Raw genomic sequence first — 22,308 nt, 5'->3', positions numbered from 1 at the left:
CAGGATGAATTTCTGGAACGGTCTGGCGGTCCCTACGAACTTTATTGTGGATCTTCGAATAGCTCCTGTATCATCTTTTCCCTGTTATTCAGAAATTGTTTCGTAATGATAAAATGATCGGTTTCCTCTAGCGTCCGGGTGTCGATCCCTTCATGTGTCAGATGATACAAGATGGAATCTGGATAAGCCATCAAAATAGGGGAATGAGTAGAAATGATAAACTGTGAGCCCTGCTGCACCAGCTCGTGAATCCGTGCAAGCATGGCCATCTGGCGCAAAGGCGATAATGCAGCTTCCGGTTCATCCAAAATATACAATCCTTGCCCTCCAAACCGATGCACAAAGGCAGCAAAAAAAGACTCGCCATGCGACTGCTCATGCAGCGATTTACCCCCGTAGGAATCTCGAATCGGTCGCCCTCCTCCTTCTCGATCCAGCTCGTCGATGTGAGTCGCCACATTATAGTAGCTCTCCGCCCGGAAAAAGAAGCCATCCCTTGGCTTTTCTACCCCTCTCACCAGCCGGATATGCTCATACAGTGAGGAATGCGTGGCTTGTGTAGAAAAATTGAAATTTTTAGTACCTCCCTCTGGATTAAATCCCCACGCGACCGCGATTGCCTCCATAAGCGTCGATTTACCTACGCCATTTTCTCCAATAATATAGGTGACGGAAGGATGAAATTTGAGTTCGTTCCACTGGTGTAAGGCCTTTAAGTTAAACGGATATTGGCTCTTGTCCGCATCTGGAGGCCATAGCAGCTCCAGGCGACGTATAAAAAGATTACGGTCCCATATACTCATATCCAAATCAGCTCCATTGCCAAGCAATTCACTAGGTTTTTCATCATTATATTGGAATTATTTACAGCAATCAATCTGAAATCCCATTTCGTAACCCTTCTGTTGTTATTGAAGCGATTATTACAGGTATAATATATAGTAATGTTCAGCGGGTATGAAATCTAAGCACCTCATTCCGTGTATATCTCATTCTTTTCCAAGCAGGTGAATCTATGAAATCTAATCACAAACCGATTCAGTCTTTTAAAATCGTACAGTTCATAATGACCATCTACAGGCAGCGATTGACACGTATTTTGCTACCGTTGGCTGTACTGGCTTTTATTATATGGGAGGCGGGACGAGAACTAAAAGACTTTAATCTGGCGCGTATGCTTCATGAGCTGCGGCGAATGGATGCCACCTTTCTCATCGAGATTGGCTTGTTCTCACTGGTTGCTGTGGCGGCTATGAGTGCATATGATTACGTAATCAGACATCATTTCAAGCTTCAGGTCAAGCCTGGAACAACATTTCGCTACGCCTGGATCTCCAATACCTTTAATAATGTCTTTGGTTTTGCAGGCTTTACAGGAGCGGGACTTCGCACAGTGCTGTATAAGAAAAGCGGTGTGCCGTTGGGTGTCATCACCTCTGCGGTCGTGTTTCTTTCGCCAGTCGTCATTACCGGACTATCTTTGCTGGCTTGGGGAGCCATTGTTCATCTGTATCCGGTACAGCCTGTACTGGATGCTCACCCGTGGCTTCATTGGGCGCTGTGGGGAATGGCATTGTACCTACCGCTATTCCTGATCATGCAGCGCTCCAAACGGTACTCCACATGGTTCAACAAGGGAGAAGGACAGCTTTCCTGGTCCACCATCTCCGCTTCCATCAGTGCTTCCCTACTGGAATGGCTGCTGGCTGGCCTTACCTTTGCATGGATCGGCTCGCACTTGCTCCATGAACTGCCGATGCATGCTGTGTTCGGCATTTATGTAATAGCCGCGATTGCCGGGTTAATCAGTCTTGCACCCGGAGGGGTCGGGGCATTCGACATCATTGCCCTGCTCGGGCTGCAAATGGCGGGAGCCAACTCAGATCGGGCACTGGCTGTCCTACTGGTCTTTCGCGTCTTTTATTACATCATCCCGTGGCTCATCGGCTTGGTGTTAGCCGCGCTGGAAATGATTCCGCGTAACGAGCGCCTGAATCAGCTAGCTGAGACAGGTTGGGATTACTCCCTTAATGCCTGGCAGAAGGTATGGGGCTGGCCTGGTCAATTCCGGTTTTTGGCCGATCTAGGGGTATGGGCGCTTGGTAAGCTGGTACTCATATCCGGCGTGGTGCTTCTTTTGTCGGCAGCTACGCCCGGTCTGTTATATCGGCTTCGTTTTGCTGAGCATTTGCTCAGCCTGCCCGTCATGCGCTTGTCGCATGAAATCTCGGTCATCATCGGAATTATGCTTGTCGTCCTGTCCCATGGAATCTCCCTGCGTATTCGCAGAGCATTACGACTGACATTGATACTGCTTCTGACAGGAGCTATTTTCACCTTCACTAAAGGTCTGGATTTTGAAGAAGCTTTATTCCTACTGTTTGTGGCTTTAATGCTATGGATTTCGCGTTCGCGGTTTTATCGGGTCAGTGCGCCGCTGAATCGGCACAACATTTTAATATGGGGTGGATTATCTCTACTCGTAACCGGGGCTTATTTTATCATTGGGGCAGGCTCCAACACTCCCTTTATGCGCCATTTGCATGCCAAGGTCCATCTAGACTTTTTTATGAACCGCAGCGATTACGGAGTTACCGCCGTGTTTAGTCTGATTTTGGCATGGGTATTCCTGACGGTATATTTCTTTCTTCGACCTCAGCGTAGCATCGCTAATCTACCCGACGAGCAGGAGCTGGATAAGCTAAAAGAATTTTTGGAACGGCAGGGTGGTAATCTCGTCTCTCATATGCTTTTTCTGGGCGATAAATATCTGTATTGGACCAAAAATGAACAGGTTGTCATTCCCTACGCTCGTAGCCGGGACAAACTGATTGTATTAGGTGACCCACTCGGTCCAAAAGAACGTGTGAGTGAAGCCATTCAGGAATTTCAGCGGTTCGCAGATCGGTATGCGTTAACGGCTGTATTTTATCAGGCCTCGCCGGAGTATTTGTCCATCTATCACGAGAACGGCTATCGCTTTTTCAAACTGGGCGAGGAAGCACTGGTGCCGCTGGAATCATTTACACTGACGGGCAAAAGCAATCAAGCGCTACGCAGCGCCAAAAACCGTTTTGACCGCGAGGGCTACTCGTTCGAAATCATCCAACCGCCTCTAGAGGCGTCACTGATTGAGGAGATTCGTCAGGTTTCGAATATTTGGCTGGATGGGCGCAAGGAGAAGGGATATTCACTCGGCTGGTTCAAAGAACCCTATCTTCAGTTGGCTCCGATTGCATTGCTAAAGGACTCTGAAGGGAAGGTCATCGCTTTCGCTACGATGGCCCCTGCCTATGATCATGGACGGACGGTCTCCATTGACCTGATGCGCCACTTGTCTGACACGCCAAATGGCACGATGGATTATTTATTCACACGGGTCATTGAGTGGGCCAAGGAGAGTGGGTATACGACATTTAATCTGGGAATGGCACCGCTGTCCCAGGTAGGACAAAGTGAAAAGGCATTGCGCGAGGAAAAACTGGCTCGACTTGTTTTCCAATACGGGGGACATTTTTACGGCTTTCAGGGGCTTCGGCGCTTTAAGGATAAGTTCAAGCCGCAATGGGAGCCGCGCTATCTGGCCTATCCAGCTTCTGTCTTTCTACCGATCCTGACGCTGGAGCTGGTATATCTCGTATCCAAACGCTCGGACTAAACAAGGGCTGACAACAGGACTTTAGTAGCCTAACACGATGTGAAAAAGGGTGTTCCCCAACCACGAACGGTTGCTGGAACACCCTTTTATATTCACAAATCTTCTTAGAAGCTGCCTTTTACAACAACTTCAGAGAGTGGAAAACGTCCTGATGGACGTGCTGGCACTTGTGCCTTACCTACGCTAATAAGCAGGGTTGGCAGGTAACGCGCTGGAATATTGAATTGCTCGATCAATTGTGCTGGAATGAAACCGCCCATTGCGCAAGTGTCGTAGCCCAGAGATTTAGCAGCCAACATAATATTTTGTGCTGCAAGAGCAGAGTTCAGGATGGCTGCATCGCGAGCTACTTGCGGGTTTTGGTACGCGCCGTTGATTTGACCTACCAATGCGTCACGGATTTCCGCTGGCAGTGCGCCTGCTTCTACCGCCTGATCATAAATGACGGTGTTGCGGTTCGCTTCCAAATCACCCAATACGGCAATCGTAACGGAACTTTCCGCTACTTGGCCCTGATTATAGGCGATAGGCAGCAATTTCTGCTTGTCCGCTTCGCTTTCGATAACAAGGAATTTCCAATGTTGAAGGTTCCAAGCGGAAGGAGCTTCTATCGCCGCAGTCAAAATAGCCTCCAAATCTTCCTCTGGCAATTTAAAATCCTTAACATAGCTCTTTACCGCGTGTCTTTCACTAATCGTAGATAGGGTTTCATTTTTTGGACTACTCGACATTCTGGGCACACTCCTAATTTCTTATGATATATATCTAACTTGAATCCTCATTAACTTCCCAAACTACTGCAATTATAAAAATGATAGTTAGTCATGTCAATATGTTTAAGTATGACCCTGCACTCAAAATACAGTACAATACGGATAAAGACATACATATCGGCAGATGCCTGCCGATGGGACAAGACATAATGAGTTCATTTTGTTCTCATTTGAATTAAAAAAGGAGCGTTACTATGATTGGATCGTTTAAAAAAACAGATATTGCTTTGTTTGCCGCCTGGGTTGTAGCTTGTGTGGCAACTTTGGGCAGTCTGTATCTCAGCGAGATTTTGGGGTATGAGCCTTGTAAGCTATGCTGGTTTCAGCGCATTCTGATGTATCCCCTGACCCTTCTACTCGGGATCGCCTATTTTCGAGGGGATTCGGGGATACGCCGTTATGTCATGCCGTTGGCTATCATTGGAGGTGCGATTTCGGCCTATCATTTTACCATTCAGCGCATCCATGCAGCCGCCAAAGCAGCTACGCAAACTTCAACTTCCTGCGGCAGAGTATCCTGTGAACAGGATTACCTAAACTGGTTCGATTTCATCACCATTCCTTTTCTCGCACTGATCGCCTTTATCCTTATTATTGTAGCCATGGGTTATATCATGCGAAAGGAGAAAAAATCAGCTCAGGGAGAGGTACAAGCAACAGAACTCGCATAAGTATGAAAGAGACCCAATTATAGGGCCAGTGTTATCACCAAGAGGCGTATAATCCGCTTGCCGGGGGAGAGACTGTAACTAAATATATCCATTGCATATGTGGTATAATGTGAAAGGTTTGCAGTCTGTCCAATAACGCTTATATTCCTTATAGAGGGGGCCAGTCCATGTTTCATATTAGCACCCCATTGCTGCAATATGGCGCAACCTTCGGTATGATCTTAATCGCTATATCGGCTATTTTCATCCGTATGAAGACAGGTCATCGCCCGATTAATGCCAAAAAAATCATCATCCCTCCGCTCGGCATGAGCACCGGTTTTATGATGTTCGTAGTGCCGGAAGTACGGGTTCCCTGGCTTTGGGCGCTGGGCGCTTTTCTGGTCGGCTGGTTTATTTTTTCTTACCCGTTGATCCGCAGCACCAAATTTGAGTTGCAAGAAGGGCTGGTTTTCGTGCAACGCTCACGTACCTTCTTCTTTATCCTATTCAGCCTGCTGATCGTCCGATTGCTGCTGCATGAATTTATTCAGCATTACATTACTATTCCGCAGACAGCAGGGCTATTTTTCATCCTAGCCTTCGGCACCTTGTTACACTGGCGGCTCCGTATGTATTTTCAATATCGTCAATTCGTTCCGGACGAGACAGAAGTCCGCATCTGACCAACGGTTTTTTAACATGCTTGCTAGCATATTGCTGTATAGACCAAAAAAGGACACGTTCTCCCAGCCAGGAGGCCGTGCCTTTTTGGTCTTTTCGTCTTTTTAGTCTATCGGAGGCTACATTTCCGTCTTGCCCGAACGCCGGGCGCTAGGCACTTACTGGGAGCTTTCTTTTGTAAACAGCGTGCTGCCGTTTATGTTGTTCTGCGGAGCATAAGCGCCGTCCCAGGTGATAAAGAAGCTTGCTCCAGTGTAGATTTCATTCAGGGCCTTGTTCCAAAGCGAATAATCGAATTCCTTGAGCTGATTATTGTTGCGATCCACATGGTCGCCACCCACGGCTGGTCCAATTTCGCAGAAGCCATAAGTTTTGCCAAGTCCTTTGATGTCATTGTAAGCCATCTTAATTTCATTGTCATTGGACGGATCGTCGCTGTAAGCGTCGATGCCAATCCAGGTGACGTAGCTGGAGCCGGGGTAATAAGCAGCCGCGTTGGCTCCTTTATTTGGAGCATAGACAAAATTGACGTTGGACATGCCATTGGTCGTCACAATGTAATTGTACAGATTGATGTACAGGTTCTTATAGTCCGTCGTGTTCTTGTCTCCCCACCAGAACCAGCCTCCGTTCATTTCATGGAAGGGTCTGTAGTAAACGGGGGATGAGTTAAACTTTTGCAGGCCGTTCACGACGTTGTCAACCTGGGCCTTATAATTTTGCAGCCATGCGGGGCTGGACGAATTGATGGATGAAATGTCTGTATTAGCCAAGATCTCGAAATCGGAATCAGACATCGGGGCGTTTACATTTCCACCCTGGGGATTGGGCATGTGGGTGGAAACGGTGACGATTTTCCCCAAGGCTTGGATGGCGGAGGCGCTATTGGAGGTAATGGAGGCTGCATCGGTTCCCCCCTGGTTCCAGTTCAGCAGATCATAGGAGACGATGTCAGGATTGTAGTTCCAGACAGGACTGGTGTTTACACTTCCGTCATAGCCCAGGAACATGCCAGTATAGTTGATATTGCTCTCCGCGCCTGCCGTCATTGGTAGCGAGAATAATAATGCAGCCCCGGTCAGAGCGCTGATCAAGCTCTTCATTTTCTTGAATGAATTCATAATGGTTATCCTCCTGATGTTTATATCTTGCTACTTGTAATTGCAAGACTTAAGATGTGACCGATATTCCCCTAGGACAATGCTGACTCGCAACCTACATGTTTTTCGTTTTAGCGAGTGGATCTCCATCTTCCTAAAGGAATACGTTTTTGTGATCCTCAATTACATCGACATCAGGGAGAAAAGTTGAAATAGTTCTATTAGAGCAAAAAAATAATTCATATAACAATGAACAAACAATTTCTGCAAAATGTGGTAGGGACTAAATGTGTAATAAAGGAAATTTTTTCATTTCATTCTTATGAATTTGTTTTCAAATTATTGTTATTTTTGTACTATATAGAAGATTCATAATCACACACTTAGCGTATCCTAGCGTCCAGAACTAAGCTGATCACTCTGATGGCATAGTGTATATTTCGTTAAAATGGTGGCCTGGCACTCATGAAATGAAAAAAACCGATATTCGCCTTTTGGCCAAAATCGGTTTTTGGAGGTGAAACCATTATTCCCCGCATGTACTGGACCTTTATAGAATGCACGTAGCAAAAGGGACTGTCCCCTGGACAGCCCCTTTTCTGTAATATGTCCAGCCCATTCACCACGGTAGTCTGTATGTTTGCGGTGGATGCCTGCTTTTATTGCTGGGTCAAAATGATCGGACCCTCTGCTGTAATGGCCAGCGTATGCTCGTATTGCGCAGACAAGCCGCCGTCCAACGTGCGTGCGGTCCAGCCGTCCGCATCAATTTTACTGCGGTATGTGCCTGTGTTGAGCATCGGCTCAATTGTAATGACCATACCCTCTTTTAAGCGTGGTCCACGGTGTGGAGGTCCGTAATGTGGAACCTGCGGTTGCTCATGCATCTCTTCTCCGATACCGTGCCCAATAAATTCGCGTACGACCGAGAAGCCTTCCGCTTCCGCGTAGGTTTGTATCGCATGGGAAATATCACCGATCCGGTTACCGATAACGGCTTGCTCAATCCCTTTATACAGCGATTCCTTGGTAACATCCAGCAGCTTTTGCGCCTGCTCAGACACATTACCCACCGCATACGACCAAGCGGAATCTGCCAGCCAGCCATTCAGGTTCACAACCATGTCGATCGTCACGATGTCCCCGTCCTTCAACGGTGTCTTATTCGGAAAGCCGTGGCAAATCACATCGTTAGGTGAGCCACAAGTTGCAAACTGGTAGCCGTTATAGCCCTTTTGCTCCGGTGTTGCGCCATGCTTCTTCATAAAGGATTCCGCAAAGGCGTCAATTTCCAGTGTCGTAATGCCCGGCTTGATCATTTTGGCAATTTCCCGGTGGCAAGCAGCCAAAATGTCTCCAGCTTTTTTCATATTTTCAATTTGTTCTTTGGTTTTAATGATAATCATTAAACGGTCTCCTTCTTTTCCGTGTTCGTTCCACTTTTCACTGCTTCTTTTTTCTACTTCTATTGTAACGCTAAAAGCAGCGAAATGGAACCGATGTCAACTGATACCGTTTACAAGGATCTTAAACGGGGTATATAATATTCCATAACTTGTATACCAGTATGCAAAATCATTTCCTAGATAGGAGTATCCTATGAAATATCCAACAACCTGGTTACAGGGCGCATCGCTTGGGGAAAGGATTGCTTGTGAACTTCGGCTTCAGATTATACGCGGCGTTCAGACACCAGGCACTGTGCTATCTGAGAATCAGATTGCTGCCGATTTTGGTACCAGTCGTTCTCCGGTGCGTGAAGCCTTGAAGGCACTCTCGGGTGAAGGACTGATCCGTTTGGAGCGCATGGGGGCGATTGTCGTCGGCATGACACCCGGTGATATGGAGGAGCTACTCGATGTGCGAATGCTGATTGAACATTTTGTTGTACAAAGGTATGTACATAGTGATAATGCCACATTGGTGACTGTTTTGAATCAGATGATTGACAAAATGGAAGTCGCTCTCAAGTACAGGGATGTCGTTGAATTTTCTCTTCAGGATTTTAATTTTCATGAAGCTCTGGTTCTGGAAGCTGGCCATACCCGTATTCTTCATACCTGGAATGGCATGAGACAGCTAATCCTGACGGTCATGTTAGCTGCAACAGAACAACGATTTGCGTCCAACATCGAAGAATCACAAGTCACGATTCACAAACATCGAACCTTTGCAAACGCTTTAAATCAGGGGGATGCTCAGGAGTTGTCAGGATTTATTGAGGATCATTATCGAGATACCCGCAACGCGGTTAACGATAGCGTCCTGTCTCCCTACAGAAGAAAGACATCGTCCTAGCCACAATATGCGTGACAAAGAGCAGATGTACCGCGCTTTATGCGTTTCTCGCTGGCGCGGCTCTCTTTTAATTGAAGTTGTCGACAAGTATACATTTAGCTATACATATAAGAATAAGGAGGCATACCTTCATGAACACATTATTCGGCTTAAGCCATAACGCGTCCCTGCTCATATGGGCGCTAGTTACCGTCATTCTTTTGATTTTGCTGATTGCTAAATTCAAATGGAATCCCTTCGTTTCACTGCTGCTTTCGTCGGTATTTCTCGGACTGGTTAACGGGATGCCTGGTCATGAAGTTACTGCCTCCATCACCAAAGGGCTCGGCAGTACACTTGGCTCCATCGCCATCGTGATCGGTTTAGGCACAATGCTCGGTAAAATGATGGCAGAATCTGGCGGTGCCGAACGCATCGCGACTACACTGATGGATCGTTTTGGTGAAAAACGCGTTCATTGGGCGATGATGATCGTAGGCTTTATCGTGGGAATTCCGGTGTTTTTTGAGGTTGGTATTATTTTATTAATTCCCATCCTGTTCACGGTTGCCCGTAAAATGAACATGTCTCTGCTGAAAATCGGTATTCCAATGCTGGCAGGACTATCGACGGTACACGGCCTTTTACCACCCCACCCGGCTCCGATGATCGCGATTGAAGCCTTTAACGCCAATATTGGACGCACGATAGGATATGCACTCATCGTGGGCATCCCATCCGCCATTATTGCAGGCCCGGTCTTCGGCGCTTGGATTGGCAAAAGAATCATGGTCAGACCTTCCGAGAGGCTGGACGAGCAGTTCAGAAATACGACGGGGCGGTCGTTGCCTCCCTTTTGGATTACTTTGTTCACCATTTTGTTACCTGTTATTCTAATGCTTAGCGGATCAGTCGCTGAAATTGTAGACCCGGCCAATACACATCCGCTCACTGTATTTTTCAAATTCATTGGTGATGAGGTTATGGCATTACTGATTGCGGCCGTGTTTTCTTTTTTCTCGCTAGGCTATGCACGTGGTCTAAAGAAAGAGGACTTGTCCCGTTTTACCAGTGAATGTCTGGCACCAACAGCCTCTATTATCTTAATTATCGGGAGCGGTGGTGCATTTAAAACGGTATTGATCAACAGCGGTGTAGGTCAGGCCATTGCAGCGGTCGCTACAGGAGCCCATATGAATGTGATTGTATTTGCTTTTCTGGTCGCTGCGCTCATTCGTGTAGCCACTGGGTCAGCGACAGTCGCGATGACGACAGGCTCCGGTATTGTCGCACCTGTGCTGGCACTTACACCCGGCGCGAATGTCGAACTGGTCGTCCTTGCTACAGGAGCAGGGTCGCTGATCTTGTCTCATGTGAATGACGCCGGTTTTTGGATGATTAAAGAATTTTTCAATATGACGGTTCCGCAGACTCTAAAATCATGGACCGTTATGGAAACCATCCTCTCCCTGGTCGCTTTCGGTTTGATTATGCTGCTGAGTGTGTTAACTTAACGTTAATGAGCTAATAACGGTAAGTGAAGGGGAGATTGAATATGACAGACACCCGATATATGATCGGCGTCGATATCGGTACTACCAGTACCAAAGCAGTTCTTTTCGAAGAAAACGGCAATATTGCCGCCCAGCACCATGTGGGTTATCCGCTCCATACACCTGAGCCGGATGCGGCAGAACAAGATCCGGAAGATATTTTCAAAGCTGTTGTGACGACGGTGCAAGAGGTCATGAAACAAAGCGGAGTGTCAGCCGAGCATGTGCTGTTCGTCTCCTTCAGTTCGGCCATGCACAGTGTACTGGCGGTGGATAAGAATGGAAAACCTCTGACCGCCTCTATCACTTGGGCAGATAACCGTAGCGCCAAATGGGCCGAAGCGCTCAAACATGAATACAACGGACACGATATTTACTTACGTACCGGAACGCCTATTCATCCTATGTCACCGCTCACAAAACTAATGTGGATTACACGGGATTTACCAGATGTTGCGACCCAGACGTACAAATTCATTTCCATTAAGGAGTACGTTTTTGCCCGGTTATTCCACCAATATGTCGTGGACCACTCGATTGCCTCTGCAACCGGACTCATGAATTTGCAGCAGTTGAACTGGGACGAGGAAGCGCTGCATATTGCAGGTGTGACGAAGGAGCAGCTATCCGAGCTGGTGCCGACAACTCATGTGCTCAAAGGGCTGGATGAGACCTATGCACATGACATGGGCCTACTGAAGACGACTCCTTTTGTGATCGGGGCCAGCGACGGTGTCTTGTCCAACCTCGGTGTGAATGCGATCAAGCCTGGAGTTGTCGCTGTTACCATCGGCACCAGCGGAGCCATCCGCACCGTAGTTGATAAGCCGCTCACGGATGCCAAAGGGCGCTTTTTCTGTTATGCCTTGACCGAAAAGCTGTGGGTCATCGGCGGCCCGGTGAACAACGGAGGTATAGTCTTCCGCTGGATCCGGGATGAATTTGCAGCCTCCGAAGTGGAAACGGCCAAACGACTGGGACTTGATCCATATCATGTGCTGACCCAAATTGCGGAACAGGTACGTCCTGGCTCCGACGGTCTGCTCTTTCTTCCGTACTTATCCGGTGAACGTGCGCCCCTATGGGACCCGAATGCTCGCGGCTCCTTCTTCGGTCTGTCCCTGCGTCACAAAAAAGAGCATATGATTCGCGCCGCTCTGGAGGGTGTGCTGTTCAATTTGTATACCGTCATGCTCGCCATGGAAGAAGTCATCGACAGACCGTCAGTCATTCACGCCACGGGTGGATTTGCACGCTCGGAGCTATGGAGACAGCTCATGGCAGATATATTTGATCAGGAAGTCATTATTCCCGAAAGTCTGGAAAGCTCATGTCTGGGTGCAGCTATTCTAGGCTTGTACGCACTGGGACGGATTGATTCGCTGGATGCTGTGTCTGGTATGATTGGTACCACTCACCAGCACAAACCGGTAGCAGAACACGTGGATATTTATCGCGATTTACTGCCGATTTATATTCGCATTTCACGTAAATTCGAAGAAGAATTCAAGGATATTGCGGAATTTCAAGCCAAGTCCCTACAGTCTTGAGTTACAAGGTAAACCGAATGGAGTTACAGCAGCGAAGCCATAGGCCCTTAAACTTGTAAAGCGAAGACCCTTCTCATCAAGGGTCTTCGCTTTATTGTTGTGCGCCCTTCGTCACGTAGAGCAGCATTCGTGCATTTTACAGGAAATCGGCCAAGACCGAAATTACAGAAACAGGGTTTTAGAGATGATCACCAACAAAATAAACAGAACCAGAATCGCTCCTACAGAGGTCCATGCGCCTACGCCGCAACCCATACCGCCTACTCCGCACATATGACTCATTTACAACACTCCCTTCGCTCATTTACAGGATCATTGTATGTAGACCTGGTCAAATGCGTAAGGGGGGCATTCCCCCATTTTTACGGCGAATGCCTGTTTATTTTGGAGACTAGCATTATGTATTAACCTCAAAATTATAGAACCCCTCAAGTGTTGCTCTCTTCATCATCAATACTGCACAAGTCCCAAGGAATCCACTCAGCAAGCCACACCTCATGCCCTGCATAATAAAATGCGATTCCCTCTTCTCTTGCTTTAATCGTGTTTACCTTGAGCATGACCAATTCACCTCTTCGGCTCCCTGCTAATGCTGCAAAGTTAGTGCTTTCAGATAAATGTACATACTTTCTGCCAACAGGATCTAAACCATCCGCCATAATAAATGGCAATGCTTGCTTATTCGTACCATGGTATAGTACATCTGGTGGATTCCCGGGAGTATACTCTATCTTTTGATAGCTATGTCCATATCTAGCTCTGATTCTACCGTTATGGATTTCAAAACGCTGCTTATCTGAATTGCGCACGATCCGCTCAATATCAGTCTGCTTTACACCTGACCAGCCTGGCAAGCTTTGAATGATTTGAAGTAAGTGTTCCACAGTACAAGAGCCGTCTGTAATGTCTAACTTTAGCCCGGATTCCTCGGGTTTGTGTCGCAGCATTTTGCTCATTATTTTACTTAGCTTCATATCTTCCTTTTGTTTCTTCATTGAATTTCTCCTTCCTTTAATATAGTAGATCAAAAGATATTTCTACATAAAATTAAGGATTCCTCTTATTTCTTCTTTATACGCTAAAAGACCATCAGAACCGGGAAGGTCTGATGGTCTTTATCAGAAAAGATGCTAGTTATGCCTCTCTGCGTCTGCGTGGTGTCAGACCAAGCCAGGACAACAACGAACTGCGCGATTTTCGTTGTCTGCCCTGGTAGGTACGCAAATTCGTAATTAACTGCCGATCCCGTTCCTCGTCGATCTTTTCTTTCATCCAGCGTTTTTGATCCTCCAGTTGGTTAGACAAGTTGATATTCTTTTCCACCAAACGGCTGTGCTCTGCTTCCAGTTCCTCCAAACGGCTCCGCATTTCCAACAAAGCGTTTTGCACCATGTCCTGCATCTGCGCCAGTTCTTGTGGCTCTACGGACTCCTGTGTTTGTACAGATACAGGCGCTTGCTTCAATCTATACTCAATAGTTGATGCCAAAGTCTGGAACTCTTCCTGCAACTGTAGCTGCATGGGTTCTTCTGACAGTGTCTGAGCATTCATTTCATCCTGTAACTCTGTCAGTTCAACCGTAGCAGCGACTTGAGCCTGCATGACCGTCTCTTCCCTGCCTTCAGCCGCCGCCATTATTTCTTCCCAGGTTGCGGTCAGTGACTCAGCATCCGAGATGGGTGGCAAGCGGAATTCCTCATCCTCCATTGGAAAGGGAGCGGTCACTCTCTCAAGCACCACCTGAACCGCCTGCTCCATCGTCATATGCTGCTCACGCAACGCCCTCCGCATCACCTTCAAGCACTCAACATCCTCAGCACTGAACATTCTTGATTGATTCGCGGAACGCTGAAACACATACCCCTGCTCCTCCAGCGCCGCTGCATATTTACGAAGGGTACTCGCCCCGATTCCCAACTGTTTTGCTGCTTCCGTCGTCGATTTGATTTCTTCCATTTAATCATTACCTCCCCGGATGGTATGGAAAGAAATAAGCTTGTATATGTAGAATTCGCGAAATCCATTGGAAACCCTTTGGCAAAAATGTTCTAATATTGCAGACTGCTAAGAACCTTTGTCATAACGGAATCTTTGTAGAAATACAAGAAACGACATTGCAGAGAATACTTCGTTCTATGTACACTAAAGACTCTTTAAAGAGCGTCACATAAATGTCATACTTTTATAATTCCTATGGCACTATTCCTTCCATCAACATAGTTCATGTTATAATTTATACAGCGGTCACCTTAAATATAAATTGAAATGCACTCTCCTACCTTCCAGTAAAAGTATTGATAATTTACGTTCATTCTACAATTAATCGCAGAAAGACACCTCTTTCACAGTTCATTTTTAATTTTCCGGAATGGAGACAAAAAAATGGATATTTTCAAAAGATCAGCAATATGTTATGTTATGTAACGTAAAATGGATTTCAGGCATAATTTGTAGCATATTAACGTTCGCTGGAACGAGGAGGCAACATAGATGAAGGGGAAGGCAAGGAAAGTAGCTATTGTCGGCGCGGGAATGGTCGGTTCGAGCTGTGCCTACTCAATGGTTAATCAGTCCATTTGTGATGAAATCATGATGATTGACCGCACGTATGATCGGGCTTTGGCCCATGCACTGGATCTGTCCCATTGTATGGAGTTTACGTCCACACGCACTAAGGTACGTGCAGGCACGTATGCAGACTGCACGGATATGGACGTGGTGATTATAACGGCTGGAGCCAACCCTAGACCAGGTCAAGACCGCCTGTCTGTACTGGACGACGCAGTGCTTATCACCAGAGAGATTGTAACAGCGATTATGGAGGGTGGCTTCGACGGTATATTCGTCATTGCCGCTAATCCTGTCGACATTGTAACGTATATGGTACAAAGTATATCCGGTCTGCCGCGCAACAAGGTGATCGGCACGGGCACCTCTATCGACTCGTCCCGGCTCAAGACGTTGCTTTCTGAGGTGTTTTCCATAGATCCACGCAGCGTACAAGGATATGCTCTTGGCGAGCATGGCGAATCCCAATTCGTTGCCTGGTCACACGTAACGATTGGCGGTAAGCCGCTTTTACACATTTTACGGCAGCATAAGGAACGATTCAGCCACGTCGATCTGGACGACATTGCCCGTAAAACCAGGGATGCAGGCTGGGAAATCTTCACCCGCAAAGGCGCCACTTATTTTGGTATTGCCAATGCTCTGGCATACATTACCCGTTCCATTTTAAATGATGATGGTAAAATTATAGCGGTCTCTGCTGTATTGGACGGCGAGTACGGGCACACCCATGTCTGCACAGGCGTTCCAGCGATTATCGGCAGCGGAGGAATTCAAGAGGTCATCGAGTTGGAACTAAGTCCAGAGGAACAAGCGAAGTTCGACGCCTCTTGCCACTTTATCAGCAATAATATCCGTGCCATTTCAGACTTAGTGTAAACCAATAGCACAGAAAAAAACTCCTTACCCTCATTGAGGATAAGGAGTTTTTGCAATCCCCGTATTTCGCCCTATATCTCTTTATAACGAAATACCGTCAGTCCCGCCAACGTAAATACGACAAAGCTGCCCATTATAACCGTCAATAGTGTATCAGTTGGCACCATGAACGCCCCAAAGTTGTCTCTTCCACTCGGCATCATCGCCAATAAAGGCTGTGTCCATGGATAGTACGGACCGTAGGTTTGAGAATTGGCGACCAGAATATTCGGCACGGTGAACACAAAATTCAACGCAAGCGGTGCGGCAAAGCTGGACCACAAGAAGGATACCATCAACTGCAACGCAGCCAGCGGCAGGCAGGCTACCCAGCCTGCGAGCAGACTTTGAGCGATCACAGCCCAAGGAATCGGTCCGTTCATCCCCTGCACAGCTCCAACACTCAGCAACGCTCCCCCGAACAGTAGCTGGGTCAATCCGACCAAGGCCATAATGATAGTCAGCTTAGCTGCGTACAGACTGGTGCGGGACAATGGCAATGACATCAGCTGCTTCCAGCCGCCGCCCCCATGCTCGAAACGGCAGACCAGAGACCCAAACACGGCCGTCAGCATCGGCAGGAACAGCAGCGCATGAACTGTAAGCATGGCTGACAACAGCAACAGCCAGTTCCCTCCCGGATTCGCCAGCAAACCAATCAGGACGGCAATCGCCGGGCTGACGAGCGCGAGCAGCCAGACGGGCGATTTCGCCATTTTCAACCGTTCAACAGAAAGTAACCGTGCATATCCTCCGAACATTACGCCACATCCTTTCGGCTAAAATGGGCCGCTGTCAGCAGGCTGAGAAGCATACCCGTTCCGCACCCGACGGACGCAAACATCCACGCTTGAGGTGCAACCCAGGCGAATTGAGGCCAGGCCAATGGAAACCATTCGGACAGCTGTGAAGCAAACAAGCTGCCGATGCCTAACGTAATGCCCAGTGTTACAGGTAGCGCTTGATTATGGAATGTGACTGTTAACCACAACAATAATACGAGCATAGGCAACGTGCCGCCTAAGGGCCAAAATCCGAGTCGTAGCAGTTCTCCTACGGGTGCAGGTTCTCCCCCGAAGCCAAGGATCATTCCCAACACCCAAGTCCCTACCGTCAGGAGTAGACAGGACACACACAGCATCCCAATCGCCAACGTCAGCTTGGCCATATAGACGCTGAATTTGGAAATCGGCAAGGCCAGCAACTGCTTCCATGAGTTAGATGTATGCTCCACATTCGCCAACATGGAAGCCACCATAGTAGCTCCTAGCACCAGCGCAAGGGGTACAAAAAGAGCGATGTTATCCATCAAAACTTCCCACAGATGACCCTTGTTACGCGGAATCAGATAGTCATATCGAAGTCCAAAGTTGAGCGCCTGCATGGCCACCAGCCCAAGGGGACCGAGGAACACCAAGAACCAGATTCCCTTTCTGCGTGCTTTGAGCAGATCCGCCGTGAGTGCTCGCAGCATCATAAGGAAGCCCCTCCTTTGCCCACCACCTGCATGAACATATCCTCCAGCGATTTGCGGCGTTCCTCCACACGGTATACGGCATGCGTATTTTCGACCAATCTTCTGACCAGCAGCGCAACAGCCGCATCATTCATGTTCTCGAACTCCAGCGCCGATCCGTCCTTCACCGAATGGTAGCCCTGCTCACGCGCAATCAATTGGGCTGCTTCCGGTTCCGACACGACGATCCGAATTCCGCCCGCGGATTCCTGACGGAGATTATGAATCGTGTTTTGAAAGACCAGCTCTCCTTCACGAATAATACCTACGGTATTCGCCATATGCTCTACCTCGCTCAACAGATGGCTGGATACCAGTACGGTGATCCCCCGTTGCTTGGGCATCGCCTGAATCAATGTGCGCATTTCCTGAATACCCTCCGGGTCCAAACCATTCGTAGGCTCATCCAAAATGAGCACTTCTGGATTCCCAAGCAGGGCTGCTGCAATACCAAGTCTCTGCTTCATGCCCAGCGAGTAGCCTTTGACTGGACGTTTGGCATGCTTGGTCAGTCGGACGACCTCTAACACTTCCGCAATGTTTTGCTTGGGTACATTCAAAATACGGCGAATGGCCTCCAGATTTTCAATGGCGTTCAAATGACCATAATACGAAGGATACTCCACCAACGAGCCGACTTTACGCAAAATATCAAGCTTATGTCTGCGAATATCTTTGCCGAATATACGGATCGTTCCTCGAGTTTGGCGAATAAGTCCAAGCAGCATGCGGATCGTTGTCGTTTTCCCTGCTCCATTTGGACCCAGAAATCCGTAAATATCTCCCCGAGCTATTTTCAGGTCCAGCTGATTAACCGCCGCGCGGCCTTTGTATATTTTGCTGAGACTGTTCGTTTCAATAATGTATTCGTTCAAGTTCCTCACCTCGACACCTATCGTAACGTGCCAAGTTTAAAGCCAAGGGAACTCTGAGTTTAAGTTTTGTTTAAAAAACGGATTCGGGTCCCGGCTGATGAACTGAAAATCTCCCTCTCCAAATTCATTTCACGAGCCAGCAGTTCTGTAATCGCTAAACCAATCCCGGCTCCTTTTTCACTGGACTGTTGCTCCATACCAGGCCCTTTATCTGTGATAACCAATGCCTCTGTCCCATTATCCTTCTGGACTTGAACACCAATATATCGGCCTGAGGCAGCATGGCGAACTACATTTTGAAAGAGATTGTCCAGCAAACGGCGGAAGCCTTGCTCATCGACATTCCACACCATACTATGCTCAGGCAGGTCGATATCCACTTCAAAGCCTTCTTTTTCCCACACCGGGTACCAGCTGGCCGCACACTCACGCACCAGTCGCAGGATATCACGCGGTGTGTTATTCATGGTGTATTTGCCACTGGATAGGAGATTATAGGTCAGCAAGTTGTCGATCAGACTCCCAAGGTCCTTTAGCTTGTTTTCCATTAGTGTAATCGACTGTTTCCCTCTGCTGCTGAGATTTTCACCATCTAGTGTATACAGATGGCTACGCACGACCGTAAGCGGCGTCCGAATATCGTGTGACAGATCCGCGACCAGTCTCTTCCGTAGCTCTTCCTCCTGACGCTCACGTCCCCGACTCTCTGCCAACTGCTCGACCATCTGATTAAATGCTTCTTCCAGCTTGCCGATTTCATCCGGGCGTCCAGTGGCAACAAGAATAGGCAAGCCGTCCTCTCCTCGCTGCGACATGGCGGCCTGAAGCTGCAACAGTCTACGCCGAATGTCTCCAAAAAACAGAAGAGATACGGATATAAAAGCGCCCAAAATCAATACAATAAAAAAGAAATAGTACATCAACATACTACTATCAGTAGGTGGCTGTTCAAAGAACGAACGAGGCACTTTTAATACCATATAGCCCTGATTTACATCATTCTTGCCCCCGCCAATAAAGGCTACTACCGTAAACGGCCCCTCATAGCTTGCTTGCTTCATAAAAGCTATAGCCTGCGCAGCGTTCCATTGTTTTGGCAGGTTAGGTTGGGTCGGTAACTCCAACCTAGTTAACCCTGCGGTATCCACCCAAAATATTTGGGATTTAGGGAACATATCTTGTTGTATTTTGCGCAGATGGACTGAGATTTGCTCTGGTGTGGCTCCCTTCAAGGCTACAGCTTCGCGATGCCAGCTATTTTCGGTATGGGTAGCAGAGGGATAGTAAGCGTTTTTAGGCTTGGACCCCGCCCCCCAATTGAATAACACGCTATATATCAAGGCTGTAGCAGGCAACACAATGGGCAACAGCATCATAGCAACCACAATGATGACCAGATAACGGAACAACAGTGAACTGCGAAACCGACCTCCCTGATCCGGCTTAGAGCTGGGATGCAACCTCCTCCAACCCTTGCGCGTCCTGTTCATTATGCTTTCACCCGATATCCTACACCACGGATCGTCTCAATGATGCGAGGTGTCGCAGGATCAATCTCCAGCTTTTCGCGCAGGTGTCGGATGTGAACCATTAAAGTTTTGTCTCCGTCGATATATGGATCTCCCCAGACCGCTTCATACATTTGCTCTTTCGTCATAATCTGGCCCAAATGCCGCAGTAAATAAGCAAAAATGTGATATTGCTTGCCTGTCAGTGTAATTTCCTCCCCGGTATCACGGTTCACAATACGGTTATCAGGAGAGAACACAGAGAGATGCCCCAGTTGTAAGGATTCTTCAGGCACGGTTCCTGATCGGCGCAGCAAAATCTCCATACGTGCTATGAGCTCGTCCGGGTGAAAGGGCTTGGTTACATAATCGTCGGCGAAATCCAGTCCTTGCAGTTTATCGTCTATGGAGGTACGAGCAGACAACATGAGAATGGGAAGCTCCGGGTACTCTTTCTTGAGCCGTTTCCCTATGGTGAATCCATCCAGACCAGGTAACATCACATCCAAAATCACGAGTTGGCACGTACGGGCTGCCTCCACAGCCCCATCCCCGCTGCGAAGCCATACTACAGCGTAATTCCGCTCTTCCAAATACTGATGCGTCCAAGCACCGATATCCTGGTCATCTTCGATGTATAACACATTTGTTTTCATCATGAGCACCTACTTATCGTTTTTCTTTTATGTAATGGGCATTATAGCATTTATGGTACATAACCCACTTAAAAAGGTTAATAACTATCTTATACGACATACGCTTCACATTTTCAAATTTGAATGCTTATGAAAAAAGGAGGCCTACCCGATGCTGCTGGAAGCTATATACCATCACCCGAAACGCAATTGGGCTTTTGGTTATAATGATGAAACGATATTTCTACGGCTACGTGCGAAGAAAAATGACCTGAACACCGTTCATGCTCTCACCGGAGATAAATACGATTGGGACCGCACCCGACAGCTTGTCCCGATGTCCAAATTCGCTACTGATGGCAGGTTTGATTACTATGAGTGCAGTATAAAACCTACTCACCGTCGGCTGAAATATGGATTTTTGCTAGAAGACGGTGAGGAACGTATTTGGATGAACGAGGACGACTTTACTACCCAAGAACCCGAAAATGCAGATAAACTGTTCCAATATCCGTTTTTGAACCCGATTGATATTCTGAAGCCACCCGCATGGGTGAAGGATGCGGTATTTTATCAGATTTTCCCGGAACGCTTTGCGAACGGTGACCCCTCCATCAGCCCAGAAGGTGCAGAGACATGGGGTGGAACCCCACAAAGAGACAATTTTTTCGGTGGCGATCTACAGGGGATTCTGGATCACCTGGACCACCTGAACGAGCTGGGAATTAACGCCATATATATGACTCCTGTCTTCAAGGCGACGACCAATCATAAATATGATACAGAGGATTATATGGAGGTGGACCCACATTTCGGGGACAAAAAGACATTGAAAAAACTGGTCGATGCCTGCCACGATCGAGGAATTCGGGTACTGCTTGATGCGGTGTTCAACCATTCAGGGCGTACTTTTAAACCGTTCGTCGACGTCCAGGAAAAAGGCGATGCCTCGCCTTACAAGGACTGGTTCCATGTACATAGCTTTCCCCTGAAAGTGGTGGATGGCATACCGACGTACGATACATTCGGGCTGGAACCGATGATGCCCAAGCTGAACACCGAACATCCTGAGGTAAAAAAGTACCTGCTGGATGTGGCAAAGCACTGGATCGAAGAAATCGGCATCGATGGTTGGCGGTTGGATGTGGCAGACGAGGTGGACCACGCCTTTTGGCGGGAATTCCGCACTACGGTCAAGCAGGCCAATCCGGATGCGTACATTTTGGGTGAAATGTGGAATGAATCGTCTGAATGGCTTCAGGGGGACCAATTCGATGCAACGATGAATTATCCGTTCACCTACGCGGTGAATGATTTTTTCGTCAAAAAAGTGACCGATGCCCAAAGCTTTGCCTACGCCATCGGACGACAGCTGGCCCGCTATCCACAGCAAGCATCCGAGGTTGCTTTCAATCTGCTGGATAGCCATGATACACCGCGCATACTGACGCTGTGCGGGGGCGACAAGCGACTGATGCGGCTGGCTGCTTTGTTCCAGTTCACGTATATGGGCGCACCCTGCATTTTTTACGGCGATGAGATCGGCCTGGATGGAGATGCCGATCCAGGCTGCCGCCAGTGCATGGAGTGGGATGCCGATAAGCAGGACCACGAGCTGTTCGACTTTTACCGCGAGCTGATTGCGCTTCGTAAGGGGCACCCGGTCCTCCGTGACCAAGGAAGCATCACTTTCCTGGAGGCACAGCCGGAGGGTGCCTCACTTGCCTACGAGCGCCGCAGCGGGGAAGAAGTGCTGCTCGTACTGCTCAATCGTTCCGATGAGGATCACGTTTTTGAATTGGACATTCCTGAGCAGGAATGGCAATTAGCCTCTGGCGAAAGCCAGTGGTCCGTAGGACCGAAGGGACTGCATGCCGAGCTTCCTCCTTACGGATATGCTGTGCTGAAGGCAACGCCTGTGCGATCAATCAACTCTGCAAAAGAAGTCGACAACAAGACGCAAAGCAAGGCATAGGCTATGTAGACGCGGATGCTGATGAAAGTACCTGCCGAATACGGCAAAAAAAAGCAAAACCACCAGTA

Annotated in this window: 20 protein-coding genes; 8 read left to right on the top strand and 12 right to left on the bottom strand. The window is 48.0% G+C overall.

What is annotated here, in order from left to right:
* Positions 1 to 41: 41 nt before the first annotated feature.
* On the bottom strand, positions 42 to 803 hold the full coding sequence (locus MHH57_RS02310; protein ID WP_069010783.1) for an AAA family ATPase: 762 nt from the start codon (positions 801 to 803) through the stop codon (positions 42 to 44).
* A gap of 212 nt (positions 804 to 1,015) precedes the next feature.
* Between MHH57_RS02310 and mprF the strand changes: the two genes are divergently transcribed.
* The gene (gene mprF, locus MHH57_RS02305) at positions 1,016 to 3,658 is read left to right on the top strand and encodes a bifunctional lysylphosphatidylglycerol flippase/synthetase MprF (protein ID WP_029514728.1); all 2,643 of its coding nucleotides are present in this window, start codon (positions 1,016 to 1,018) and stop codon (positions 3,656 to 3,658) included.
* Positions 3,659 to 3,762: 104 nt separating this feature from the next.
* Here the strand turns inward: mprF and MHH57_RS02300 are convergent, their stop codons facing one another.
* On the bottom strand, positions 3,763 to 4,389 hold the full coding sequence (locus tag MHH57_RS02300) for a nitroreductase family protein (RefSeq protein ID WP_069010781.1): 627 nt from the start codon (positions 4,387 to 4,389) through the stop codon (positions 3,763 to 3,765).
* Positions 4,390 to 4,625: 236 nt separating this feature from the next.
* Between MHH57_RS02300 and MHH57_RS02295 the strand changes: the two genes are divergently transcribed.
* Both MHH57_RS02295 and MHH57_RS02290 read left to right on the top strand, forming a co-directional pair.
* The gene (locus tag MHH57_RS02295; RefSeq protein WP_039270297.1) at positions 4,626 to 5,102 is read left to right on the top strand and encodes a disulfide oxidoreductase; all 477 of its coding nucleotides are present in this window, start codon (positions 4,626 to 4,628) and stop codon (positions 5,100 to 5,102) included.
* Positions 5,103 to 5,269: 167 nt separating this feature from the next.
* On the top strand, positions 5,270 to 5,767 hold the full coding sequence (locus MHH57_RS02290) for a cytochrome c biogenesis protein CcdC (RefSeq protein WP_029514725.1): 498 nt from the start codon (positions 5,270 to 5,272) through the stop codon (positions 5,765 to 5,767).
* Between the two features lie 156 nt (positions 5,768 to 5,923).
* On the opposite strand, the gene MHH57_RS02285 is transcribed toward MHH57_RS02290, so the two are convergent.
* Together MHH57_RS02285 and map are read right to left on the bottom strand one after the other, a co-directional pair.
* Positions 5,924 to 6,886 carry a glycosyl hydrolase gene (locus tag MHH57_RS02285; protein ID WP_342434782.1) on the bottom strand — a complete coding sequence of 321 codons (963 nt, stop codon included), beginning with the start codon at positions 6,884 to 6,886 and terminating at the stop codon, positions 5,924 to 5,926.
* Between the two features lie 638 nt (positions 6,887 to 7,524).
* Positions 7,525 to 8,271 (bottom strand): type I methionyl aminopeptidase, encoded by a 747-nt coding sequence (gene map / locus MHH57_RS02280; RefSeq protein ID WP_013308498.1) that lies wholly within the window; start codon positions 8,269 to 8,271, stop codon positions 7,525 to 7,527.
* A gap of 193 nt (positions 8,272 to 8,464) precedes the next feature.
* On the opposite strand from map, the gene MHH57_RS02275 reads away from it, so the two are divergent.
* The 3 genes from MHH57_RS02275 to gntK all read left to right on the top strand — a co-directional run bounded on the left by MHH57_RS02275 (position 8,465) and on the right by gntK (position 12,245).
* A complete protein-coding gene (locus MHH57_RS02275) occupies positions 8,465 to 9,163 on the top strand; it encodes a GntR family transcriptional regulator (RefSeq protein WP_342434781.1) in 699 nt (232 codons plus the stop codon).
* Between the two features lie 131 nt (positions 9,164 to 9,294).
* Positions 9,295 to 10,656 (top strand): GntP family permease, encoded by a 1,362-nt coding sequence (locus tag MHH57_RS02270; RefSeq protein WP_318627650.1) that lies wholly within the window; start codon positions 9,295 to 9,297, stop codon positions 10,654 to 10,656.
* Between the two features lie 41 nt (positions 10,657 to 10,697).
* Positions 10,698 to 12,245: a gluconokinase gene (gene gntK / locus MHH57_RS02265; protein ID WP_318627651.1), complete on the top strand. Its 1,548-nt coding sequence runs from the start codon at positions 10,698 to 10,700 to the stop codon at positions 12,243 to 12,245.
* A gap of 162 nt (positions 12,246 to 12,407) precedes the next feature.
* Here the strand turns inward: gntK and MHH57_RS02260 are convergent, their stop codons facing one another.
* The 3 genes from MHH57_RS02260 to MHH57_RS02250 form a co-directional block, all read right to left on the bottom strand.
* Positions 12,408 to 12,527: a hypothetical protein gene (locus MHH57_RS02260; RefSeq protein ID WP_013369112.1), complete on the bottom strand. Its 120-nt coding sequence runs from the start codon at positions 12,525 to 12,527 to the stop codon at positions 12,408 to 12,410.
* 146 nt (positions 12,528 to 12,673) lie between these two features.
* Positions 12,674 to 13,240, bottom strand: a complete 567-nt coding sequence (locus MHH57_RS02255) for an RNA 2'-phosphotransferase (protein WP_029514720.1) — start codon at positions 13,238 to 13,240, stop codon at positions 12,674 to 12,676.
* 139 nt (positions 13,241 to 13,379) lie between these two features.
* Positions 13,380 to 14,201 (bottom strand): MerR family transcriptional regulator, encoded by an 822-nt coding sequence (locus MHH57_RS02250; RefSeq protein ID WP_029514719.1) that lies wholly within the window; start codon positions 14,199 to 14,201, stop codon positions 13,380 to 13,382.
* A gap of 534 nt (positions 14,202 to 14,735) precedes the next feature.
* On the opposite strand from MHH57_RS02250, the gene MHH57_RS02245 reads away from it, so the two are divergent.
* Positions 14,736 to 15,692 (top strand): L-lactate dehydrogenase, encoded by a 957-nt coding sequence (locus MHH57_RS02245; RefSeq protein ID WP_165147978.1) that lies wholly within the window; start codon positions 14,736 to 14,738, stop codon positions 15,690 to 15,692.
* 71 nt (positions 15,693 to 15,763) lie between these two features.
* Here MHH57_RS02245 and MHH57_RS02240 read toward each other — a convergent pair whose 3' ends face one another.
* The 5 genes from MHH57_RS02240 to MHH57_RS02220 are packed head-to-tail and all read right to left on the bottom strand — an operon-like array spanning position 15,764 to position 20,286.
* Positions 15,764 to 16,492 (bottom strand): ABC transporter permease, encoded by a 729-nt coding sequence (locus tag MHH57_RS02240; protein WP_069010775.1) that lies wholly within the window; start codon positions 16,490 to 16,492, stop codon positions 15,764 to 15,766.
* Positions 16,492 to 17,208 (bottom strand): ABC transporter permease, encoded by a 717-nt coding sequence (locus tag MHH57_RS02235; protein ID WP_029514716.1) that lies wholly within the window; start codon positions 17,206 to 17,208, stop codon positions 16,492 to 16,494. Before MHH57_RS02235 ends, MHH57_RS02240 begins: the two co-directional genes overlap by 1 nt.
* A complete protein-coding gene (locus MHH57_RS02230; RefSeq protein WP_342434780.1) occupies positions 17,205 to 18,122 on the bottom strand; it encodes an ATP-binding cassette domain-containing protein in 918 nt (305 codons plus the stop codon). The genes MHH57_RS02235 and MHH57_RS02230 overlap by 4 nt, the downstream gene beginning before the upstream one ends.
* Before the next feature lie 59 nt (positions 18,123 to 18,181).
* Complete coding sequence (locus MHH57_RS02225; RefSeq protein ID WP_342434779.1) at positions 18,182 to 19,612, bottom strand: HAMP domain-containing sensor histidine kinase; 1,431 nt, start codon at positions 19,610 to 19,612, stop codon at positions 18,182 to 18,184.
* Positions 19,612 to 20,286, bottom strand: coding sequence for a response regulator transcription factor (locus MHH57_RS02220; RefSeq protein WP_029514713.1), 675 nt, complete (start codon positions 20,284 to 20,286; stop codon positions 19,612 to 19,614). The genes MHH57_RS02225 and MHH57_RS02220 overlap by 1 nt, the downstream gene beginning before the upstream one ends.
* A 151-nt stretch (positions 20,287 to 20,437) precedes the next feature.
* On the opposite strand from MHH57_RS02220, the gene MHH57_RS02215 reads away from it, so the two are divergent.
* Positions 20,438 to 22,240: an alpha-glycosidase gene (locus tag MHH57_RS02215; RefSeq protein ID WP_342434778.1), complete on the top strand. Its 1,803-nt coding sequence runs from the start codon at positions 20,438 to 20,440 to the stop codon at positions 22,238 to 22,240.
* Positions 22,241 to 22,308 lie beyond the last annotated feature (68 nt).

It is taken from the genome of Paenibacillus sp. FSL H7-0442 (assembly GCF_038593105.1).
GTDB lineage: Bacteria > Bacillota > Bacilli > Paenibacillales > Paenibacillaceae > Paenibacillus > Paenibacillus polymyxa_D.
Note: the sequence above shows the minus strand (reverse complement) of the source record. Positions and strands in the feature narration are given on the sequence as shown.

Bases quoted from the DNA above. Each gene is read 5' to 3' on its own strand.
- MHH57_RS02310 (WP_069010783.1), bottom strand. From the start codon at position 803: ATGAGTATATGGGACCGTAATCTTTTTATACGTCGCCTGGAGCTGCTA.
- mprF (WP_029514728.1), top strand. From the start codon at position 1,016: ATGAAATCTAATCACAAACCGATTCAGTCTTTTAAAATCGTACAGTTC.
- MHH57_RS02300 (WP_069010781.1), bottom strand. From the start codon at position 4,389: ATGTCGAGTAGTCCAAAAAATGAAACCCTATCTACGATTAGTGAAAGA.
- MHH57_RS02295 (WP_039270297.1), top strand. From the start codon at position 4,626: ATGATTGGATCGTTTAAAAAAACAGATATTGCTTTGTTTGCCGCCTGG.
- MHH57_RS02290 (WP_029514725.1), top strand. From the start codon at position 5,270: ATGTTTCATATTAGCACCCCATTGCTGCAATATGGCGCAACCTTCGGT.
- MHH57_RS02285 (WP_342434782.1), bottom strand. From the start codon at position 6,886: ATGAATTCATTCAAGAAAATGAAGAGCTTGATCAGCGCTCTGACCGGG.
- map (WP_013308498.1), bottom strand. From the start codon at position 8,271: ATGATTATCATTAAAACCAAAGAACAAATTGAAAATATGAAAAAAGCT.
- MHH57_RS02275 (WP_342434781.1), top strand. From the start codon at position 8,465: ATGAAATATCCAACAACCTGGTTACAGGGCGCATCGCTTGGGGAAAGG.
- MHH57_RS02270 (WP_318627650.1), top strand. From the start codon at position 9,295: ATGAACACATTATTCGGCTTAAGCCATAACGCGTCCCTGCTCATATGG.
- gntK (WP_318627651.1), top strand. From the start codon at position 10,698: ATGACAGACACCCGATATATGATCGGCGTCGATATCGGTACTACCAGT.
- MHH57_RS02260 (WP_013369112.1), bottom strand. From the start codon at position 12,527: ATGAGTCATATGTGCGGAGTAGGCGGTATGGGTTGCGGCGTAGGCGCA.
- MHH57_RS02255 (WP_029514720.1), bottom strand. From the start codon at position 13,240: ATGAAGAAACAAAAGGAAGATATGAAGCTAAGTAAAATAATGAGCAAA.
- MHH57_RS02250 (WP_029514719.1), bottom strand. From the start codon at position 14,201: ATGGAAGAAATCAAATCGACGACGGAAGCAGCAAAACAGTTGGGAATC.
- MHH57_RS02245 (WP_165147978.1), top strand. From the start codon at position 14,736: ATGAAGGGGAAGGCAAGGAAAGTAGCTATTGTCGGCGCGGGAATGGTC.
- MHH57_RS02240 (WP_069010775.1), bottom strand. From the start codon at position 16,492: ATGTTCGGAGGATATGCACGGTTACTTTCTGTTGAACGGTTGAAAATG.
- MHH57_RS02235 (WP_029514716.1), bottom strand. From the start codon at position 17,208: ATGATGCTGCGAGCACTCACGGCGGATCTGCTCAAAGCACGCAGAAAG.
- MHH57_RS02225 (WP_342434779.1), bottom strand. From the start codon at position 19,612: ATGAACAGGACGCGCAAGGGTTGGAGGAGGTTGCATCCCAGCTCTAAG.
- MHH57_RS02220 (WP_029514713.1), bottom strand. From the start codon at position 20,286: ATGAAAACAAATGTGTTATACATCGAAGATGACCAGGATATCGGTGCT.
- MHH57_RS02215 (WP_342434778.1), top strand. From the start codon at position 20,438: ATGCTGCTGGAAGCTATATACCATCACCCGAAACGCAATTGGGCTTTT.